At 35.6% G+C, this 15896-nt stretch carries 19 protein-coding genes; 10 read left to right on the top strand and 9 right to left on the bottom strand.

Features of this window, described 5'->3' with window-relative positions; all coding sequences use genetic code 11:
- Window positions 1–103: 103 nt before the first annotated feature.
- The 3 genes from BAQ48_RS12520 to BAQ48_RS12510 are packed head-to-tail and all read right to left on the bottom strand — an operon-like array spanning window position 104 to window position 3056.
- Window positions 104–1255: an ABC transporter permease gene (locus BAQ48_RS12520; protein WP_415783941.1), complete on the bottom strand. Its 1152-nt coding sequence runs from the start codon at window positions 1253–1255 to the stop codon at window positions 104–106.
- 26 nt (window positions 1256–1281) lie between these two features.
- Complete coding sequence (locus BAQ48_RS12515; RefSeq protein WP_000609098.1) at window positions 1282–1956, bottom strand: ABC transporter ATP-binding protein; 675 nt, start codon at window positions 1954–1956, stop codon at window positions 1282–1284.
- Window positions 1953–3056 (bottom strand): efflux RND transporter periplasmic adaptor subunit, encoded by a 1104-nt coding sequence (locus BAQ48_RS12510; RefSeq protein ID WP_071711323.1) that lies wholly within the window; start codon window positions 3054–3056, stop codon window positions 1953–1955. The genes BAQ48_RS12515 and BAQ48_RS12510 overlap by 4 nt, the downstream gene beginning before the upstream one ends.
- A gap of 210 nt (window positions 3057–3266) precedes the next feature.
- Here BAQ48_RS12510 and BAQ48_RS12505 point away from each other — a divergent pair, with 210 nt between their 5' ends.
- The 3 genes from BAQ48_RS12505 to BAQ48_RS12495 all read left to right on the top strand — a co-directional run bounded on the left by BAQ48_RS12505 (window position 3267) and on the right by BAQ48_RS12495 (window position 5970).
- Complete coding sequence (locus BAQ48_RS12505) at window positions 3267–4001, top strand: YwaF family protein (RefSeq protein ID WP_071711322.1); 735 nt, start codon at window positions 3267–3269, stop codon at window positions 3999–4001.
- A gap of 87 nt (window positions 4002–4088) precedes the next feature.
- Complete coding sequence (locus BAQ48_RS12500; RefSeq protein WP_071711321.1) at window positions 4089–4955, top strand: ABC transporter permease subunit; 867 nt, start codon at window positions 4089–4091, stop codon at window positions 4953–4955.
- 1 nt (window position 4956) lies between these two features.
- Complete coding sequence (locus BAQ48_RS12495; protein ID WP_071711320.1) at window positions 4957–5970, top strand: ABC transporter permease; 1014 nt, start codon at window positions 4957–4959, stop codon at window positions 5968–5970.
- 41 nt (window positions 5971–6011) lie between these two features.
- Here the strand turns inward: BAQ48_RS12495 and brnQ2 are convergent, their stop codons facing one another.
- The 4 genes from brnQ2 to BAQ48_RS12475 all read right to left on the bottom strand — a co-directional run bounded on the left by brnQ2 (window position 6012) and on the right by BAQ48_RS12475 (window position 8615).
- Complete coding sequence (brnQ2, locus tag BAQ48_RS12490) at window positions 6012–7328, bottom strand: branched-chain amino acid transport system II carrier protein BrnQ2 (RefSeq protein WP_071711319.1); 1317 nt, start codon at window positions 7326–7328, stop codon at window positions 6012–6014.
- Window positions 7329–7545: 217 nt separating this feature from the next.
- Window positions 7546–8115, bottom strand: coding sequence for a spore coat protein CotJC (gene cotJC / locus BAQ48_RS12485; protein ID WP_002170510.1), 570 nt, complete (start codon window positions 8113–8115; stop codon window positions 7546–7548).
- A 12-nt stretch (window positions 8116–8127) separates the two neighbouring features.
- Window positions 8128–8391: a spore coat protein CotJB gene (locus BAQ48_RS12480; RefSeq protein ID WP_071711318.1), complete on the bottom strand. Its 264-nt coding sequence runs from the start codon at window positions 8389–8391 to the stop codon at window positions 8128–8130.
- A gap of 8 nt (window positions 8392–8399) precedes the next feature.
- Window positions 8400–8615 (bottom strand): spore coat associated protein CotJA, encoded by a 216-nt coding sequence (locus BAQ48_RS12475; protein ID WP_048562472.1) that lies wholly within the window; start codon window positions 8613–8615, stop codon window positions 8400–8402.
- 108 nt (window positions 8616–8723) lie between these two features.
- On the opposite strand from BAQ48_RS12475, the gene BAQ48_RS12470 reads away from it, so the two are divergent.
- The 5 genes from BAQ48_RS12470 to BAQ48_RS12450 all read left to right on the top strand — a co-directional run bounded on the left by BAQ48_RS12470 (window position 8724) and on the right by BAQ48_RS12450 (window position 11126).
- Window positions 8724–9134, top strand: coding sequence for a VOC family protein (locus tag BAQ48_RS12470; RefSeq protein WP_071711317.1), 411 nt, complete (start codon window positions 8724–8726; stop codon window positions 9132–9134).
- Window positions 9135–9375: 241 nt separating this feature from the next.
- Window positions 9376–9657 carry a YkvA family protein gene (locus BAQ48_RS12465; protein WP_071711316.1) on the top strand — a complete coding sequence of 94 codons (282 nt, stop codon included), beginning with the start codon at window positions 9376–9378 and terminating at the stop codon, window positions 9655–9657.
- Window positions 9658–9674: 17 nt separating this feature from the next.
- The gene (locus BAQ48_RS12460; protein WP_071711315.1) at window positions 9675–10280 is read left to right on the top strand and encodes a DedA family protein; all 606 of its coding nucleotides are present in this window, start codon (window positions 9675–9677) and stop codon (window positions 10278–10280) included.
- Between the two features lie 97 nt (window positions 10281–10377).
- Window positions 10378–10758 carry a DUF3992 domain-containing protein gene (locus BAQ48_RS12455; protein ID WP_071711314.1) on the top strand — a complete coding sequence of 127 codons (381 nt, stop codon included), beginning with the start codon at window positions 10378–10380 and terminating at the stop codon, window positions 10756–10758.
- 14 nt (window positions 10759–10772) lie between these two features.
- The gene (locus BAQ48_RS12450) at window positions 10773–11126 is read left to right on the top strand and encodes a DUF3992 domain-containing protein (RefSeq protein WP_071711313.1); all 354 of its coding nucleotides are present in this window, start codon (window positions 10773–10775) and stop codon (window positions 11124–11126) included.
- Between the two features lie 104 nt (window positions 11127–11230).
- Here BAQ48_RS12450 and BAQ48_RS12445 read toward each other — a convergent pair whose 3' ends face one another.
- Window positions 11231–11698 (bottom strand): S-Ena type endospore appendage, encoded by a 468-nt coding sequence (locus BAQ48_RS12445; protein ID WP_000802317.1) that lies wholly within the window; start codon window positions 11696–11698, stop codon window positions 11231–11233.
- A gap of 317 nt (window positions 11699–12015) precedes the next feature.
- On the opposite strand from BAQ48_RS12445, the gene BAQ48_RS12440 reads away from it, so the two are divergent.
- On the top strand, window positions 12016–14475 hold the full coding sequence (locus tag BAQ48_RS12440) for a LamG-like jellyroll fold domain-containing protein (RefSeq protein WP_071711312.1): 2460 nt from the start codon (window positions 12016–12018) through the stop codon (window positions 14473–14475).
- Between the two features lie 80 nt (window positions 14476–14555).
- Window positions 14556–14756, top strand: coding sequence for a hypothetical protein (locus BAQ48_RS12435; protein WP_000435801.1), 201 nt, complete (start codon window positions 14556–14558; stop codon window positions 14754–14756).
- Between the two features lie 153 nt (window positions 14757–14909).
- Here BAQ48_RS12435 and BAQ48_RS12430 read toward each other — a convergent pair.
- Window positions 14910–15896: APC family permease (locus BAQ48_RS12430; RefSeq protein WP_071711311.1), on the bottom strand; the 987-nt coding region annotated here is incomplete at its 5' end.

The following is a 15896-nucleotide window of genomic DNA, read 5'->3' as shown; positions in this document are numbered from 1 at the left end:
CACCTAACTTCTTTGCTTTCACTGAATTTTGAGGTGGGGGTCTTACTGCCCATTAAAGCGGGATAAATAAAAAACGTAGGGGTGTAAACCCCTACGTTTTTGTTTATTCATATCGTAAACATTCAATTGGATCCAGTTTTGCAGCTTTGTTAGCTGGCAGTAAACCGAATATAATACCAATTAGCATTGAAATACCTACTGCAAGAAGTCCAAGTTCTTTTGAGACAACAAGTGGCCATCCGGCAAAGATTGAGACAATCCAAGCGAAGAAAATACCGAGCATGAATCCGATGAAACCACCGAGTCCTGTCAAAATACAAGATTCAATTAAGAATTGTGTTAATACTTTACCGCGCGTTGCACCAAGCGCTTTACGAATACCAATCTCACGTGTACGTTCTGTTACAGATACAAGCATGATGTTCATTACACCGATACCACCAACAAGTAAGGAGATAGCGGCAATACCACCGAATACCATTTTCATCATACCGATTGATTCGTCTAATTGCTTCGTAAATTCACCCATGTCTTGCGCTTCAAATTTATGCTCAAATTTAGGAGCCTTCATTTCGTTTAAAACAGAAACGGCTTGTTTTTCTACACTTTTACGTTCTGCTGGAGAAACGAGCGTTAATTTTACAGTGTCATACTCAGTTACTCCAGAAATGACCGGGGCATTTTCAAGTGATGTATAACCTTCTGACATAGCCATTCCAAACTCATTTTTTGTTTCGTACACACCGACTACTTTATATGGTTTTCCTTTTATATCTGTGTATAAATTTGATTCCCAACCATTAAATAATTTATTGAAAGCTTCTTCATTTAATATAACAGCAGGAATTGCTTGGTTTAATTCGCTGTCGTTTAATTCACGACCGTGAACTAATTTTATTTTCGAATCTGTCATGAAGTCGCCTGTTCCACCTTTTAAATCAAGAGAAACATCTTTTGAACCAGCAGATGCTTTCACTTTCATACTTACATCTGGATACACATCTTTAACGCCTGGTACAGTTTGAAGACGGTTTAGCATATCGGCTGTAATTTTGGCGTTGTCTGGTCCATAATCAGGGTTTTTGTAGTAAATCGTTACTTCATTATCTTTTCCTTGGCCTAACTCTTTTTTAAACTTCGCATTTGTACCATCACCCATTGAAATGATAGTAATAATAGCGCTAATACCGATAATAATACCTAACATCGTTAAGATAGAACGCATTTTATGAGCAAAGATAGAGGAAAGGGCCATGCGTATATTTTCACTCGTGTTCAAAATTAACCTCTCCAATCTTGGACGATATTTCCGTCACGAATTACAATTTGACGTGCGGCAGCTTCCCCGATTTCACGATCGTGGGTAATCATAATGATTGTTGAGCCTTGTTTGTTTAACTCGTAAAAGAGGTCCATAATTTGTGTACTTGTTTTCGTATCAAGTGCTCCTGTTGGTTCATCAGCTAAGATGAATTTTGGATTATTTACGATTGCACGTGCGACTGCGACACGTTGTTTTTGTCCACCTGATAATTCGTTCGGTAAGTGAGTAGCACGATCAGCTAAGCCGACTTTCGTTAAAGCGGCTAATGAACGCTCACGTCTTTCTTTTTTATCGACTCCAGCGTAGATAAGAGGTAGCTCTACATTTTGAAGTGCTGTAAGTCTCGGTAATAACATGAAGTTTTGGAATACGAACCCGATCTCTTTATTACGAACGCGTGCAAGTTCTGTCTCAGACATATTTGAAATGTTTTGACCAGCTAGTTCGTATGCACCTGTCGTTGGTTTATCTAAGCAACCGATAATGTTCATTAAAGTTGATTTACCAGAACCAGATGGTCCCATAATAGAAGTAAATTCTCCTTGGTTAAGTGTTACGTCGATTCCGTGTAATATTTGAACGGATTCTGCACCATTTTGGAAGGATTTCGTGATGCCTTTTAAGTTAATCATTCAACGACAACCTCCATACCATCTTTTAAGTCTTTTTCAGGTTTAGAGATAATTTGCTCTCCTTTTTTCACTCCAGTAACTTTTGCTTCGCTATCTGTTTCGAATTCAACAGTAACCGCTTGTTCTTTCGCTTTACCGTCTTTTACAATGAAGACAACATTTTTGTCACCTTTTTTCACGATGCTGCTTTTCGGAACAATCGTACCAGTTGCTTCGCCTGATTTACTTGTTACGTAAACGTGGAAGCCGTTTTGTAACTCTTCACTATTATCTAATGTGACAGTGAATTGATAGTTAGAAACTGTTTTGTTTTCGTCCATACTCTTTAATGGAGTAGAGCCGATTTCTGTTACTTTTCCTGTCCAAGTCTTACCAGCGACCGTTTTTGATGAAACAGTTACTTCTTGCCCAACTTTCATACTAGCAAGCTCATATTCAGAAAGTTGACCTTTTACTTTAAATGGACCAGCGTGACGAAGTGTAATGCCACTCATACCTGTTTTTTCATCAGCAATTTTTACGATATCATCAATTACGCCATCAGCAGGACTTGTTACAGAAAGTGTGTTTACTTTCTCTTTTGCTGCTTTAATCATTTCATCAGATTTTTCAACTTCAAACTTTTTCATTTCAAGTTGTGATTCTAATTGTTGCACTTCGATTTCTGATGCTTTTAATGCTTCCTGAGGAAGGCCTGCATTTTTATCTTTTTGTAATTTTTGTTTCGCTGCATCAATTTGTTTTTGGAACAATGTTACTTCTTTTTGTGCGATTTTCTTTTGCATTTCTGCTTCCGTTACACCTTGCTTAGCAGTAGGATCATTATATTTAAACAGAAGTTGACCTTTTTTCACTTCATCACCTTTTTTTACAGCTAATTCATACGTACCTTTTGTTGGGTCGAATGAAATGGTTTCGATTCCGTTTGGAATGACTTCACCGCCAAATTTTTGTGCGTTTTCAATTTGTTTTTCTGTTACTTTATATCCGCTATATGCCATTGCTACTTCTGAACCGCCTCCAGCAAATGCAAAGTATGATCCAGCTGCAATTCCAATTGCTACTACACTAGTAATTAACACTTTATTTTTCTTCTTCATCTATTTATCACCTTTTCGTTCGTTTTAGTATCTACATTTAGTATAGAAGAGGTGAGGAATCTGACAAATCGTTTTAGCTTACAATAACCTTACAGTTTTGTAAGGTATAAATATGTAGATGTAAGGTAAAGGTTGTCCCAGCTTAAGCAGATGAATTGACTCGTTGTTTTTTCTTACAATAATATTGTATGAAGGAAAGGGGGAAGGAAGATGGAAGCTTATTTTAGTGCGCATCCATTAAAACCATTTATTCCATATTCAAGGCAACACGCCATTATATTATTTATTATGTTGGTAGGGATCATTTTTCTGTATCAATACCAAGATGTACTGCGTCAAAGTGAGTGGAATATAACGGTTCGATATGCGATTGCATTTCTATTTATCGGAAGTGAAATTGGACTTCATATGTGGGAATGGAAAGCTGGTATTTTTGAACTAGCCACTTCATTACCATTTGAGTTATGTACAATTAGCTTATTGTTAGCGTCGATTATGATTGTAACGAAAAGTTATCGCATATATGAGATTGTCTTTTTTACAGGAATTATCGGTGCATCACAAGCTATTTTAACGCCAAACTTGCAATACGCTTTTCCGCATTTTCGCTTTATAGAATTTTTCCTTGCACATGTATTACTCATTTGGGCACCGCTCTTTATGACATGGGTAGAAGGGTATAGACCGACTTTACAATCTATTAAGCGTACGATGATATTTTTAAACATTGTAATTCCAGTCGTTTCATTCGTGAATTATAAAACAGGCGGTAATTATATGTTTTTAGCCCATAAGCCAGAAACTGCTTCATTACTTGATATGCTAGGACCGTATCCTTACTATATTATTTCATTAGAAATTGCAGCGCTTATTGGATGTTTCATTTTGTATATACCGTTTTCCAAAAGTGAAAAGCATGTGCATAAAGAATCGCTAGGATCATAACCTAGTGATTTTTTTGTTGTAAATATTTACAATTCTGAAAATTAAGAATAAAATTAAATGGTAAATTATAGAGAGAGAAGGGAGAAAATGATCAAAAAAGTTTTTTTAAATGGGATGGAAGTGACGATTCAATTTATTATTTCGATTTTGGGTATTATTTGTTTAGGGGCACTGCCGAAATTGTTTTATGGATTTGAGCTGAATGCATCAAAGTACATAAAGAGTTTAAAAGAAGTATTTGCGAACTTAATGGATATCTCTAATTTGCAATATGTGAGAGATAAATTTTTATTTCCACAGTTGTTTGTCCATTATAAAGAAACGATTGTTATTTTTTTGGCCGCTTTTTTCATTTCATTATTTGTAGCATTTTGTATTGTTTATATGATTATGAGTAGTTCACCGCGTATACAACATCGAATTAAATCATTTCTCATCTTCCTAGAATCCATTCCAGACATTCTTCTTATTTTAGGATCACAAATTTTAGTTATATGGTTTTTTAAACAAACAGGTTTTTTACCTTTTCAAATTGCTTCAATCGGAGGCGAGTCGATTAGAGGATTGCCAATATTTTGTTTGAGTATACCGACTACGATTATGTTTGTAAAAATGTTAGTGCTTCGTTTTGAAAATGAGCTAGAAAAAGATTATGTACTATTTGCTAAGGCGAAAGGGCTGGATCGTTTTCATATTTTAAATCGTCATATTTTACGAAATGTGTTGCTTAGTACACTTTTCTTTGCGAAAACGAATGTTTTTTTTATGTTATCCAATTTATATATTATAGAATGGATTTTTAATACGGGTGGTATTTTTATGTTTTTGAAATCGTATGAGGGTATTAGGATTGAGGTTTTCATCGTTAGTGTGCTGCTTATTTATATTCCGATTTTTATTTTATTTAAATTGTTTCATTATCTCATTCCTGCTGCGATGAAGGAGAGATTATAATATGTGGACGTATATAAAACGCGATAAAAGATTTTGGATAAGCATTGGATTTCTTCTCATATTAGTCCTTTTGAGCATCGGAAATACGATATGGAATGATGGACAAATTAAAAAAGTTACACTGCAATATGACGCGGCTGGAAATCCAGAGGTGCCACCGTTTTCACCTTCATTACAATTTTTACTCGGGACAGACCGGAAAGGATATGATCTTTTACATTTAGTCATTGAAGGCGCGAAGTGGACGATTGGTATATCTATTTTAATTGCGGCACTTAGAATGGTAATAGGTGTGTTTTTCGGTGTTGTACTCGGAACATATATAAAAAGAGGCTTTTCGAAGATTGAGGCTTTTTTTGATAGTTTCACAGTTATTCCGACAGTTATGATTGCGTATTTCTTTCTTCAATCTGTTAATCAATTTGGAAGCGGAGAAGAAACATCAACTTTTTTTGAAAGGGCTTCGTTTCAAGTTGTATTACTTGTAATGCTTGCGATGCCAGTTATTGCACTATATGTTGCGAATGAAGTTCGTAAATTGAGAACGGAAGAATTTATTGATGCTGCGCGCATATTAGGCGGATCAAGAAGACACATAGTTATAAAGCATATTTTTCCACATCTCAATATGACGTTTATACTCGTATTTCTTCAACAGTTTACTCAAACCTTGACCATTTTACTTCATTTAGGGTTACTTGAGGTGTTTTTTGGTGGGACGGTCCAGTATGGTGGACCGATTCCAGGGATGAAAGAAATAGATTCTTACACACATGAATGGTCAGGGTTAATTGGGGTATACTTTCGATCTTTAACAGTGCATCCATGGATTCCTCTGGTCCCAATTACATTTTTCGGGCTTACTATTTTTTCAGGAAATATGATTGTAAAAAGTATAGAAGAGGCGATGAGGAAAGTTCGATTAGGGGGAGAGATAAAGAAGATAGATGTAAAAGAGGAACAGTCTGCTGTACAGTCAAAAGAAGAACTGTTTACCTTTAAACATACGATGTGAAAATAAAAAAGAAGCAAGCATAATCAATGCCTGCTTCTTTTTTATTTTGCAGAAACCTCACCTTCAGCTTCCGTTTGCGGAATACAGTATCCGATTAGACCACCGATTATTGCTGGAACGATCCAACCGATTCCTAAGTTGTAAAAAGGAATTGTGTGTACGATATTAGCAATAAATCCTGGTATCATTCCTACATTATCAAGTGCATGAACACAGCTAACAATAAATGCAGCGATCATCGCTCCGATGTAGACAGAAGGTTTTCGTTTCGTATATTTATCAATAAAGGACACGAAAATTAAAATGATTGTAATTGGGTACAAAATAATTAATACAGGTAGTGTAATTTTGATTAGTAAGCTTAATCCTAAGTTTGAAATAACGAAGCTAAAGATACAAACGTATAGTACGAGCTTTTTGTAGGAAACGTTTGTTAGTACTGTTGTGAAGTAGTTGGCGAATGCACTTACAACACCGATTGCTGTGGTTAAGCAAGCAAAGATAATAGCGATGCTTAGTAAAACATTACCGCTTGTCCCAAAGAATTGGTACATAATGACTGCTAATAGCTGACCACCATTTTCGAATTGTCCTAAGTTTCCATTTGAAGCACCGATGTAACCGAGTAAGAAATAAACAATTGTTAAGAATAGGGCAGCAATGCTTCCGCAAATAATGGTATATTTAGCAATCGCTTTTTTCTCTTGTATACCGTTTTGGCGAATCGCATTTACAACAATCGTTGATAATACAAGTGCTCCAATTGCATCTAAAGTTAAAAATCCTTCAAGAAATCCTTTGAAAAATGGGATGTCTTTATAGTCACCGATAGGCTCAGTGAATGATCCTGGTGAAAGAATCGCTTTTGTTGCCATAATTGCAATAATCCCAAGTAAAATTGGCGTTAATATTTTACCGATATGATCTACTAATTTGGATGGGTTTAATGATAAGAAGTAGACGACTGTAAAGAAAATCGCACTAAAGATTAACATAGAATACCATTGATCAGGGAAAAGTGGTGCAATCCCAATTTCGTAAGATACAGATCCAGTTCGTGGAATAACAAATAGTGGGCCGATTGAAAGATAAATGATGATAGCTAATACTGCTGCGAATTTTGGATGGACACGGCTCGCTAAATTATTGAAACTACCACCCGCGAGGGCAACAGCAACGATCGCTAGTAAAGATAAACCGACGTCTGTAATAATAAATCCTGTAATGGAAATCCACATATTTTCTCCCGAAGAAAGACCGAGAAGGGGCGGGAAAATCATATTACCAGCACCGAAGAAAACTGCGAATAGTAATAAACTAATCGAAAGTATTTGCGCTGGTTTTAAAGTTGTACGCATATAAAGAAAAGCCTCCTAATGAGTGTTTTTGTCGAAAATTCAAATAATTTGTCGAGTAACTGTTACTATTTTAAAGGTCTGATGACTAGAAAGCAATAGGGAATTTTGAAAATATTAAAAAATAATGCATTAAATCGAATAAATATACTATTTATATCTTTAATAGGAAGGATTTAACTTTAAACGTAAAAAAACACATATCGCTAGGATACGTGTGTTAAAAATAAATTTTTCGATCGCGTTCTTCTTTTAAAATTTCAACTGCTTCTCGGAAACGTTGTGAATGGACAATTTCTCGTTCACGTAAGAATCGTAAGCTATCATTTATGTCGGGATCGTCAGATAAATCAATTAGCCATTGATAAGTTGCTCTTGCTTTCTCTTCAGCAGCAATATCTTCATATAAATCTGCGATAGGGTCTCCTTTTGCTTGAATATAAGTAGCAGTAAAAGGAACGCCACCTGCATTATGATAAAATAAAGCACTATCGTGATTAGCGTACTGCGCGTCTAATCCAGCAGCTTTCATTTGCTCTGGCGTCGCATCTTTTGTTAACTTATAAATCATTGTCGCAATCATTTCTAAATGTGCGAATTCTTCTGTACCAATGTCGGTTAGTAAGCCGACAACTTTGTCAGGAATTGTATAACGCTGATTTAAGTAGCGAAGCGCAGCAGCTAGTTCGCCGTCCGCACCGCCATATTGTTCAACTAATAATTTGGCGAGTGCTGGATTACAAGTACTCACTTTAACTGGATATTGTAATTTCTTTTCATAAATCCACATAGTTTCTCTCCTTTATATTTGCCATGGCCACGGTCCTTTGCTCCATTCCCATGGGGCGTTAGAATAACTATTTCCAAACTGCTGAAGTGGCCCATATTTTTCTTCAATTTTTTGTTGTAATACTCTTCGTTTATAGGAGAAATCGTTGAATTGATTTATAGCTGCAGTATCGTCAGGGTGCGTATCTAAATAGAGGGTAAGCTCAACTAATACAAAGTCTAGTTCTTGTAGCTCTTCAATCCATCTGTAATATTCATCTGGCAATGTCTGTGTCACGTTTTTATTCACCGTCCTTTTTTGTAAGGATTTTCATAAAAATCATAAAAAGCGGGCCATAAAGTCCCTTTTCTTAAAGCTTCTTTTGGTGGGAATTGGGGTAAGTTAGGTGGTTGAAACCCCATAAATAGGTGTGGGGGAGTTGAGTAATATTTCTTTCCGATTGGAGGACAAGGATCATTTGGACCGTGATAAGGTATGTAAGATTTCATAAATTTATCCATGTTACATGCCTCCTTTATAAATGAAATATTCATTACTACGTATTGTATTCGTACATAATTGTAAATTATGCCTCATATAGAAAACTAAAAGGATCAGGGGGAGTGCGGATGGAAAGTGTTACAACATGTATTGTATTAGAATCTAAAAACTTAAAGGAAACATTATATTTTTATGAAGGAATTCTAGGTTTTAAACCGAGTAAGGAGAGGCCACAAATACGTGTAACGGGTGTTTGGTATGATATTTGTTCAACGAGAATTTGTTTTGTTGTAAACAGAGGATTGGGAGAGTATCGAGAAACTGTTACATCATCAGTGAAGGAACTATTGTTAAAAACTACAAATATCGAGCGGTTAAAGAAAAAGTTAGCGTTTTATCAAATATCATTTGTAGAAGAACGCCGTGGTGAAGAAGTTAGAATAATATTTCTTGATCCAGATGGTTACACACTCCAAGTTACTTCAATAGAGAACACGGAAGAAGGCCTTTTACAGTGTAATAATCTGAATGACAAATGAAAAAAATATTGACAAGCCTAAGCAAATATTTTAATGTGATTGTATAAAATTGTGTATATAAAGGGGAGTAACTTATTACAGTAAAGTCGTCATTACAGGGAGAAACCCTCGGCTTTATTGGCAACGTTTCGTTGTTAGTGAGACCTTTACCAGCAATGGTAAAGGCCCCTTATTGTCTTTTTTAGGACCCTTACCATATTTGGTAGGGTCCTTTTTGTATACAAAGAGAGGAGAAATAAAAATGAAAAAACTTATTAGTAGATTAAGAGTTGTATTTCATGTCCGTCGTTTCGTTCCATTCCTATTTGACTTTTTTACTTCAAAAGAGGTTTCAATAAAGAAGAAAATTTTATCTATTGCTTTTTTAGTTGGTTATGTAGCGATGCCGCTCGATTTCATTCCAGACTTCTTACCGTTCATCGGTATTTTAGATGATATTGGAATTGTGTTATTTATTTTAAATCGAATTGTAAAAATGGCGCCAGTTCAATTACAAGAAAAACATAACGTAAACGTAGGATAGGAGTTGGAGTAGAAAATATGGAGCAAATTATTTTAGATATAATCGAATTTTTAAAGCAGTTTTCTTATTTTGGAGTTGTACTAGCATTAACGTTTGAATTTATTCCAGCAGAAGTAGTTTTGCCCATGGTTGGGTATTGGGTATACGAGGGAGATATGAATTTTTGGCTAGCAGTATTAGCTGGGACGCTTGGCGGAACGACAGGACCGTTAACGTTATATGCCCTCGGTTATTACGGTGGTCGTCCCCTATTAATAAAATACGGGAAATACTTCTTTATTAAAGAAGAACAAATTCAAAAAGCAGATGATTTCTTTGAGAAATATGGACCAGTTGTAGCATTTGTTGGACGCTTTGTACCGGGAGTTCGAACGCTTATTTCTGTTCCATGTGGTATGGCGAAAATGAACATATGGAAATTTAGCATATATACATTTGTAGCAATGTTCCCGTTAACGACTTTATATGTCTATTTTGGAATGAAATTAGGTCCGCATTGGGCAAAGGCTGCGGATGTTGTTGGACAATATATGCTACCGATATTACTAGTCGTAGTTATTGTTGTAGGTGGTATTTTAATCTATAAATTTATGAAAAAAAGAAACAGAACGGAATCTATCTAGTCACATGAATATTTTTTGAAAATAGATGAATAGTACAGGCAAAAGACTCTGGGGGACATACACATATAGGGAATAACAAAGAGAGAGGGGAAAGACTATGGCTTGTGAATGCTCAAGTACAGTATTAACATGTTGCTCAGATAATAGTAGTAACTTTGTACAAGATAAAGTATGTAACCCGTGGTCTAGTGCTGAAGATAGTACATTTACAGTTTACGCAAACAATGTGAATCAAAATATTATTGGGACAGGATATTTAACTTATAATGTTGGTCCTGGGGTGAGTCCTGCGAACCAAATTACGGTGACTGTTTTAGACTCAGGTGGAGGTCCAATCCAAACATTTCTAGTAAATGAAGGTACTAGCATTTCATTTACGTTTCGCCGCTTTAACATCATTCAAATTACAACTCCTGTAACTCCGGTAGGTACGTATCAAGGGGAGTTTTGTATTACAACTAGATATTTAATGTTATAGAGAGGGGAATTAATATGGGTAATTGTAGTACAAATCTTTCATGTTGTGCAAATGGACAAAAAACAATTGTCCAAGATAAGGTGTGTATTGATTGGACAGCTGCTGTAACTGCAGCAATCATTTATGCTGATAATATTTCACAAGATATTTATGCTTCAGGATATTTGAAAGTGGATACTGGAACAGGTCCTGTTACTATTAATTTTTACAGTGGTGGAACAGGAGGAACAATAGTAGAAACAATAACGGTTGCGTCAGGGAGTAGTGCATCCTTTACAGTTCGCAGATTTGATACGGTTACAATTATTGGAACAGCAGCTGCAGAAACAGGAGAATTTTGTATGACGATTCGTTATACTTTATCATAGAATATTGCAATATCTTGATAAGAACCGTGCAAACTATGTATTAGTTTGCACGGTTTTTTTGTGGAATTTTGCAAAGGTAATAGTTGTTTGTTAATCGAATATACTTATAGGCAGTCACGCTTTGATTTACAATAAGTGAGTTGGAAACAGTAGCGACCCTCGATATAAGTAGAAGGATCTGTTGGAATATCTATTATAGAAACAGATTGTAAGTTTGATCCTGTGTATGAAATGGTATTACCGGGTAGAACAGTGAAAGTATTAGTATTATTACTTACTATTTGTACAGTTAAAGCATCTGTACTGTTTTTACTGTTGTATACAGAGATAGTTCCAGATAATGAAATACTCCCATCATCTTTCCAAATAGTTAATGTTGGATAGATTTGTTTTGATTGTCTTTGAGCAACAGAAATAAAATCATTTGAAATGAAAATATTACCCGCAAACTCATTTGTGATGAGTTCAGCATCGCATTGTTCAGGCGGGGGAATAGGAGGAGGACAGGGACAAATAGGTTGACAAATGATAGATAAAGGAGCAAAACATCCGATATTTTTATGGGGTTTCAATGGAATCCCTCCTTTTTCATGAGATTGTTTACTATTATTAAATGTAACAACATGAAGGAAGTTGTTAATAAATGGACAAAAAAATGGAAAATTTAAATAGTTTACTAGGCATAGAAAACTATAGGACTTGTGGATATTGAGAAGTAATAGGTGTCTATGAGACAAAATGGGTTTGTTTCATAGAAATGTGGGATTTCACATTAAAATAACTGTATATTTACAAAAGTGAAACAATTTTTATTTTCACTTTAAACGAAGTTAATATGTGTTCGATACAATAAGCATTGTAATTAATTCATTATATGAGGAGGATTTACGTGGAAAGAACTGCTTTAAGAAAAGTAAAAGGCTTTATTGGAATATTAATGATCTTTGTATTAGCGTTTGTATCATTTCCGTGGAGTACATCAGTCAAAGCAGAAGAGAAAAAGCAAGAAAAGGCAGCGAGTGAGAAGAAGTTAGTTTTTCCAGTTGTAAGTGATGTACATATTAAAAACAGTGGAACAGATGATACGTTTCGTTGGAAAAGAGCGATTGAACAGTTCAATACGCTAGCACCAAAGCAAGATGCATTTGTTATTGTAGGTGATTTCACGGATACAGGATCGGTGCAGCAATATGATCGTTTCATGCAAGTGTACAATGAAAATGCAAAGAAAGATGCTGTGCGAATGAATTCTCTTGGTAACCATGATTATTGGAACGGTTTATCTGTAGAAGGTGCGCAGAAGCGTTTCTTAGAAAAAACAGGGATGGAATCGATTTACTATCATAAAGTCGTAAAAGGGTATCATTTCCTTGTTATGTCGCCAGAGGATGGGACAACTCATGGATATTATTCAGACAAGCAAATTAATTGGTTAAAAGAAGAAATGGCGAAAGCGCAAAAAGATGATCCAGCAAAACCAATTTTCGTATTTTTACATCAACATATTAAAGATACAGTATACGGTAGTCAAGAGTGGGGAACAAAAGATAGTGCAAAAATTAATGAGGTATTAAAACAATACCCACAAGTCATTACGTTTTCAGGTCATTCACATTATCCATTAGATGACCCGAGATCGATTCATCAAAAAGACTTTACATCAGTTGGTACATCTTCAGTAAGTTATATGGAAGTTGAAGGTGGGAAAGTACAAGGGAATATCCCACCAGGAGCTAGTACATTAAGCCAAGGCTTATTAGTAGAAGTAGATGATGAAGAGGTAACGATAAATCGCCGTGATTTCCATACAAATTCTTGGACAGGCGAGCCTTGGAAAATTAAATTACCAGCAAAGAAAGACACATTTACACATGTAGAAGATCGTGATAAAGAAAAGCCATACTTTGCTAAAGATGCAAAGCTTGCTGTATCAAATGTAACAGAAAATGCAGCAACAGTAACATTCCCGCAAGCGTTGGACAACCTTCTTGTTCATTCTTATCGCGTACAAGCAAAGGATAAACAAACAGGCGAGATTAAAAACAAATTATTAGCATTCTCGGAGTTTTACCGTGACCCAGTGCCAAAAGACCTTACGTTTACGCTTGCAGGGTTAGATGGTGGGAAAACATATCTACTTGAAGTTGTTGCAATTGATTCATTTGGCAATGAAAGCACACAGCCATTAACGGCAGAAATTACTACGAAAAAAGATAATATCGATCCGAATGTAAAAGTGCCAAAGGCTGATGTTTTCGATGTGAACTTTGCAGATGGTACATTTAAAGATAATTCACCATTTGTTACAAAAGGTGATGTAAAAGGCAATGTGACTATTGAATATGATAAAGCATTGAAAAAGAATGTAATGAAGTTAAACGGAAAAGCAAATACATTTGGATACCTTCCATTTTCAGCAGCACAAAAAGAAAAAGTAGCAAATACATTTACGTTAGAAACTGTATTTTCAATGAATGAAATTCGTGGCCAAGGTATTTTGCAAAATACAGAGGGCGGAGGAATTGGTTTTGAATCTACAGGAAGTGGATATGTTGAATTATGGGCTCACATTGGCGGCAGTTATAAACGTGTTGGAGTTCAATTAGAAGCAAATAAAACATATCACTTAACAGGAACGTATAACGGAAGTGAAGTAGCTATTTACGTAGATGGTAAAAAAGTAAATAGTCAGCCAGCTACTGGGAAAGTGTATCACCCGAACGTACCATTTGCATTTGGAGCAGACCCTGATAGTAACGGAAATGGTGGTATTCCGTTAAATGGTCAAATTGCGCTTGCGAAATTATATAGCAAAGCGTTAAGTTCTTCAGAAGTATTAGCAGCGTACAATGAGTTTTCTATTCGTACGAAGTTAGAACAAGTAAATGCGCTATTTGAAGAGCTTGTAAAAGTAAAAGAAGTGTTAGCTGGTGTGTATGAATTTGGTGATAAGCCAGGTCAATATTCAAAAGAGGCATTTCAAGAATTAGAGAAAAGCTATAATAATGCGAAGCAAGTGTTTGAAAATATAGCAAGTACTGGGGAACAAATTATTCAAGCGTATAATGAATTAAAAACTGCAAATCAAACATTTGTACAATCTAAAGTAGTAGAACAACCGAAAACACTGAAAGAAAAATTACAAATCAATATTGAATCTGCAAAAGCAGTAGTGAAAAAAGCACAAGCTGCGAATGTAACGGACGGTTCAGTGAAATCATTACATCAAAAAATTACAGTTGCAGAGGCTGTATTAAAAGATGTGAAAGTAAAAGATGCACAGGTAGAAACGATGAATCGTACATTAGAGTATGCGATTTCACTTGTTGAAAAAAGTATGAACAAATAAGAGTGAAGAAAAAGAAGCTTATCATGATAGGCTTCTTTTTTGTTATACTAAAAATAGCATAGAAAAAGGGAGCGAATAAGTTGGAACAGAAAAAGCTAAAAAGAATTCTTGAATATGTATGGATCGCGGTTGTGCTCCTTGTAGGATATTATCTATTAAAAGATAAAAGTATTTGGGTTCTATTTTTAATGACTTTCTTATTAGCGGGTTTAGGCACGTTATTTATTAACTTTTTCTTTGATAGTGTGAATGCATGGAAGAAAAAGAAGGGAACGAAGTAAAGGAGATCTGTATGCAAATGTGGAGCTCGTGTACGATCGGAATAGGCATTCTGAAAAGTTCCACACTAATAGGAAATTGGGCAGATTTTTCATTTTACAATCGTTAATGAAACGCATAAAAATAGCTCGCCAGTTTATAGGCGAGCTATTTTGTTATGCTTTTTTCTTTTCATCATTTGTTTTTTCAGTAGCTAAATGACTATGTTTTCTAGAGTAGAAGAAATAGAAGCATAAGCCGACTATAAGCCAAGCTATAAAGCTAATCCATGTTGTTTTAGACAAATTAATCATTAAATATAAACAGCAAAGAATCGCAACAACTGGTAATACAGGTACGAAAGGTGTACGGAATCCCCGTTTTAAGTCAGGGTGTGTTTTTCGCAAAATAAGGACAGCGCAGCAAACGAATGTGAATGCTGTTAACGTACCGATATTTACTAAATTAGCTAGTAAGTGTAAGTCTAAAAGTCCGGCTAATAAAGCGGCAACAACGCCAGTGATCCACGTATTTAATAAAGGAATTTTCACTCTTTTATTCACACGCGCTAAAGCTTTTGGAAGTAAACCGTCGCGGCTCATCGCATAAGAAACGCGAACTTGTCCATACATAACGACTAAAAGAACGGTTGTCATTCCCGTCATCGCCCCAACAGCGAGTAGTCCTGCAATTGTATCCTCACCAACGAAATGCAGTGCAAATGCAACTGGATCAGACACATCTAATTGTGTATAAGGAACCATACCTGTTAAAACGAAAGATACAATCATGTATAAAACAGTACAAATAAGAAGGGAACCGATAATGCCAATTGGTAAATCACGTTGTGGTTTTTTCGTTTCTTCCGCAGCGGTTGCAATTGCATCAAAACCTAAAAATGCAAAGAATACAGTAGCAGCTCCAGTAATAATACCGTCGTATCCGAATGGAATGAAAGGTGTCCAGTTTTCAGGTTTTACATATTTTGCGCCTGCTACAATAAAGGCGATAATAACTGCTAGCTTGATAAGAACCATAATATTATTAATGCGTGCGCTTTCACGTATACCAAAACTTAATAAACCAGTAATGAGTAGTAAAATACAAACAGCTGGTAAATCAATCAGACCACCTTTTCCGACGCCAGGGGCCGAAGCGATAAT

It is taken from the genome of Bacillus luti (genome assembly GCF_001884105.1).
Lineage (GTDB): Bacteria > Bacillota > Bacilli > Bacillales > Bacillaceae_G > Bacillus_A > Bacillus_A luti.
The sequence above is the reverse complement of the archived record's forward strand: the minus strand, read 5'-3'. Positions and strand labels throughout refer to the sequence as shown.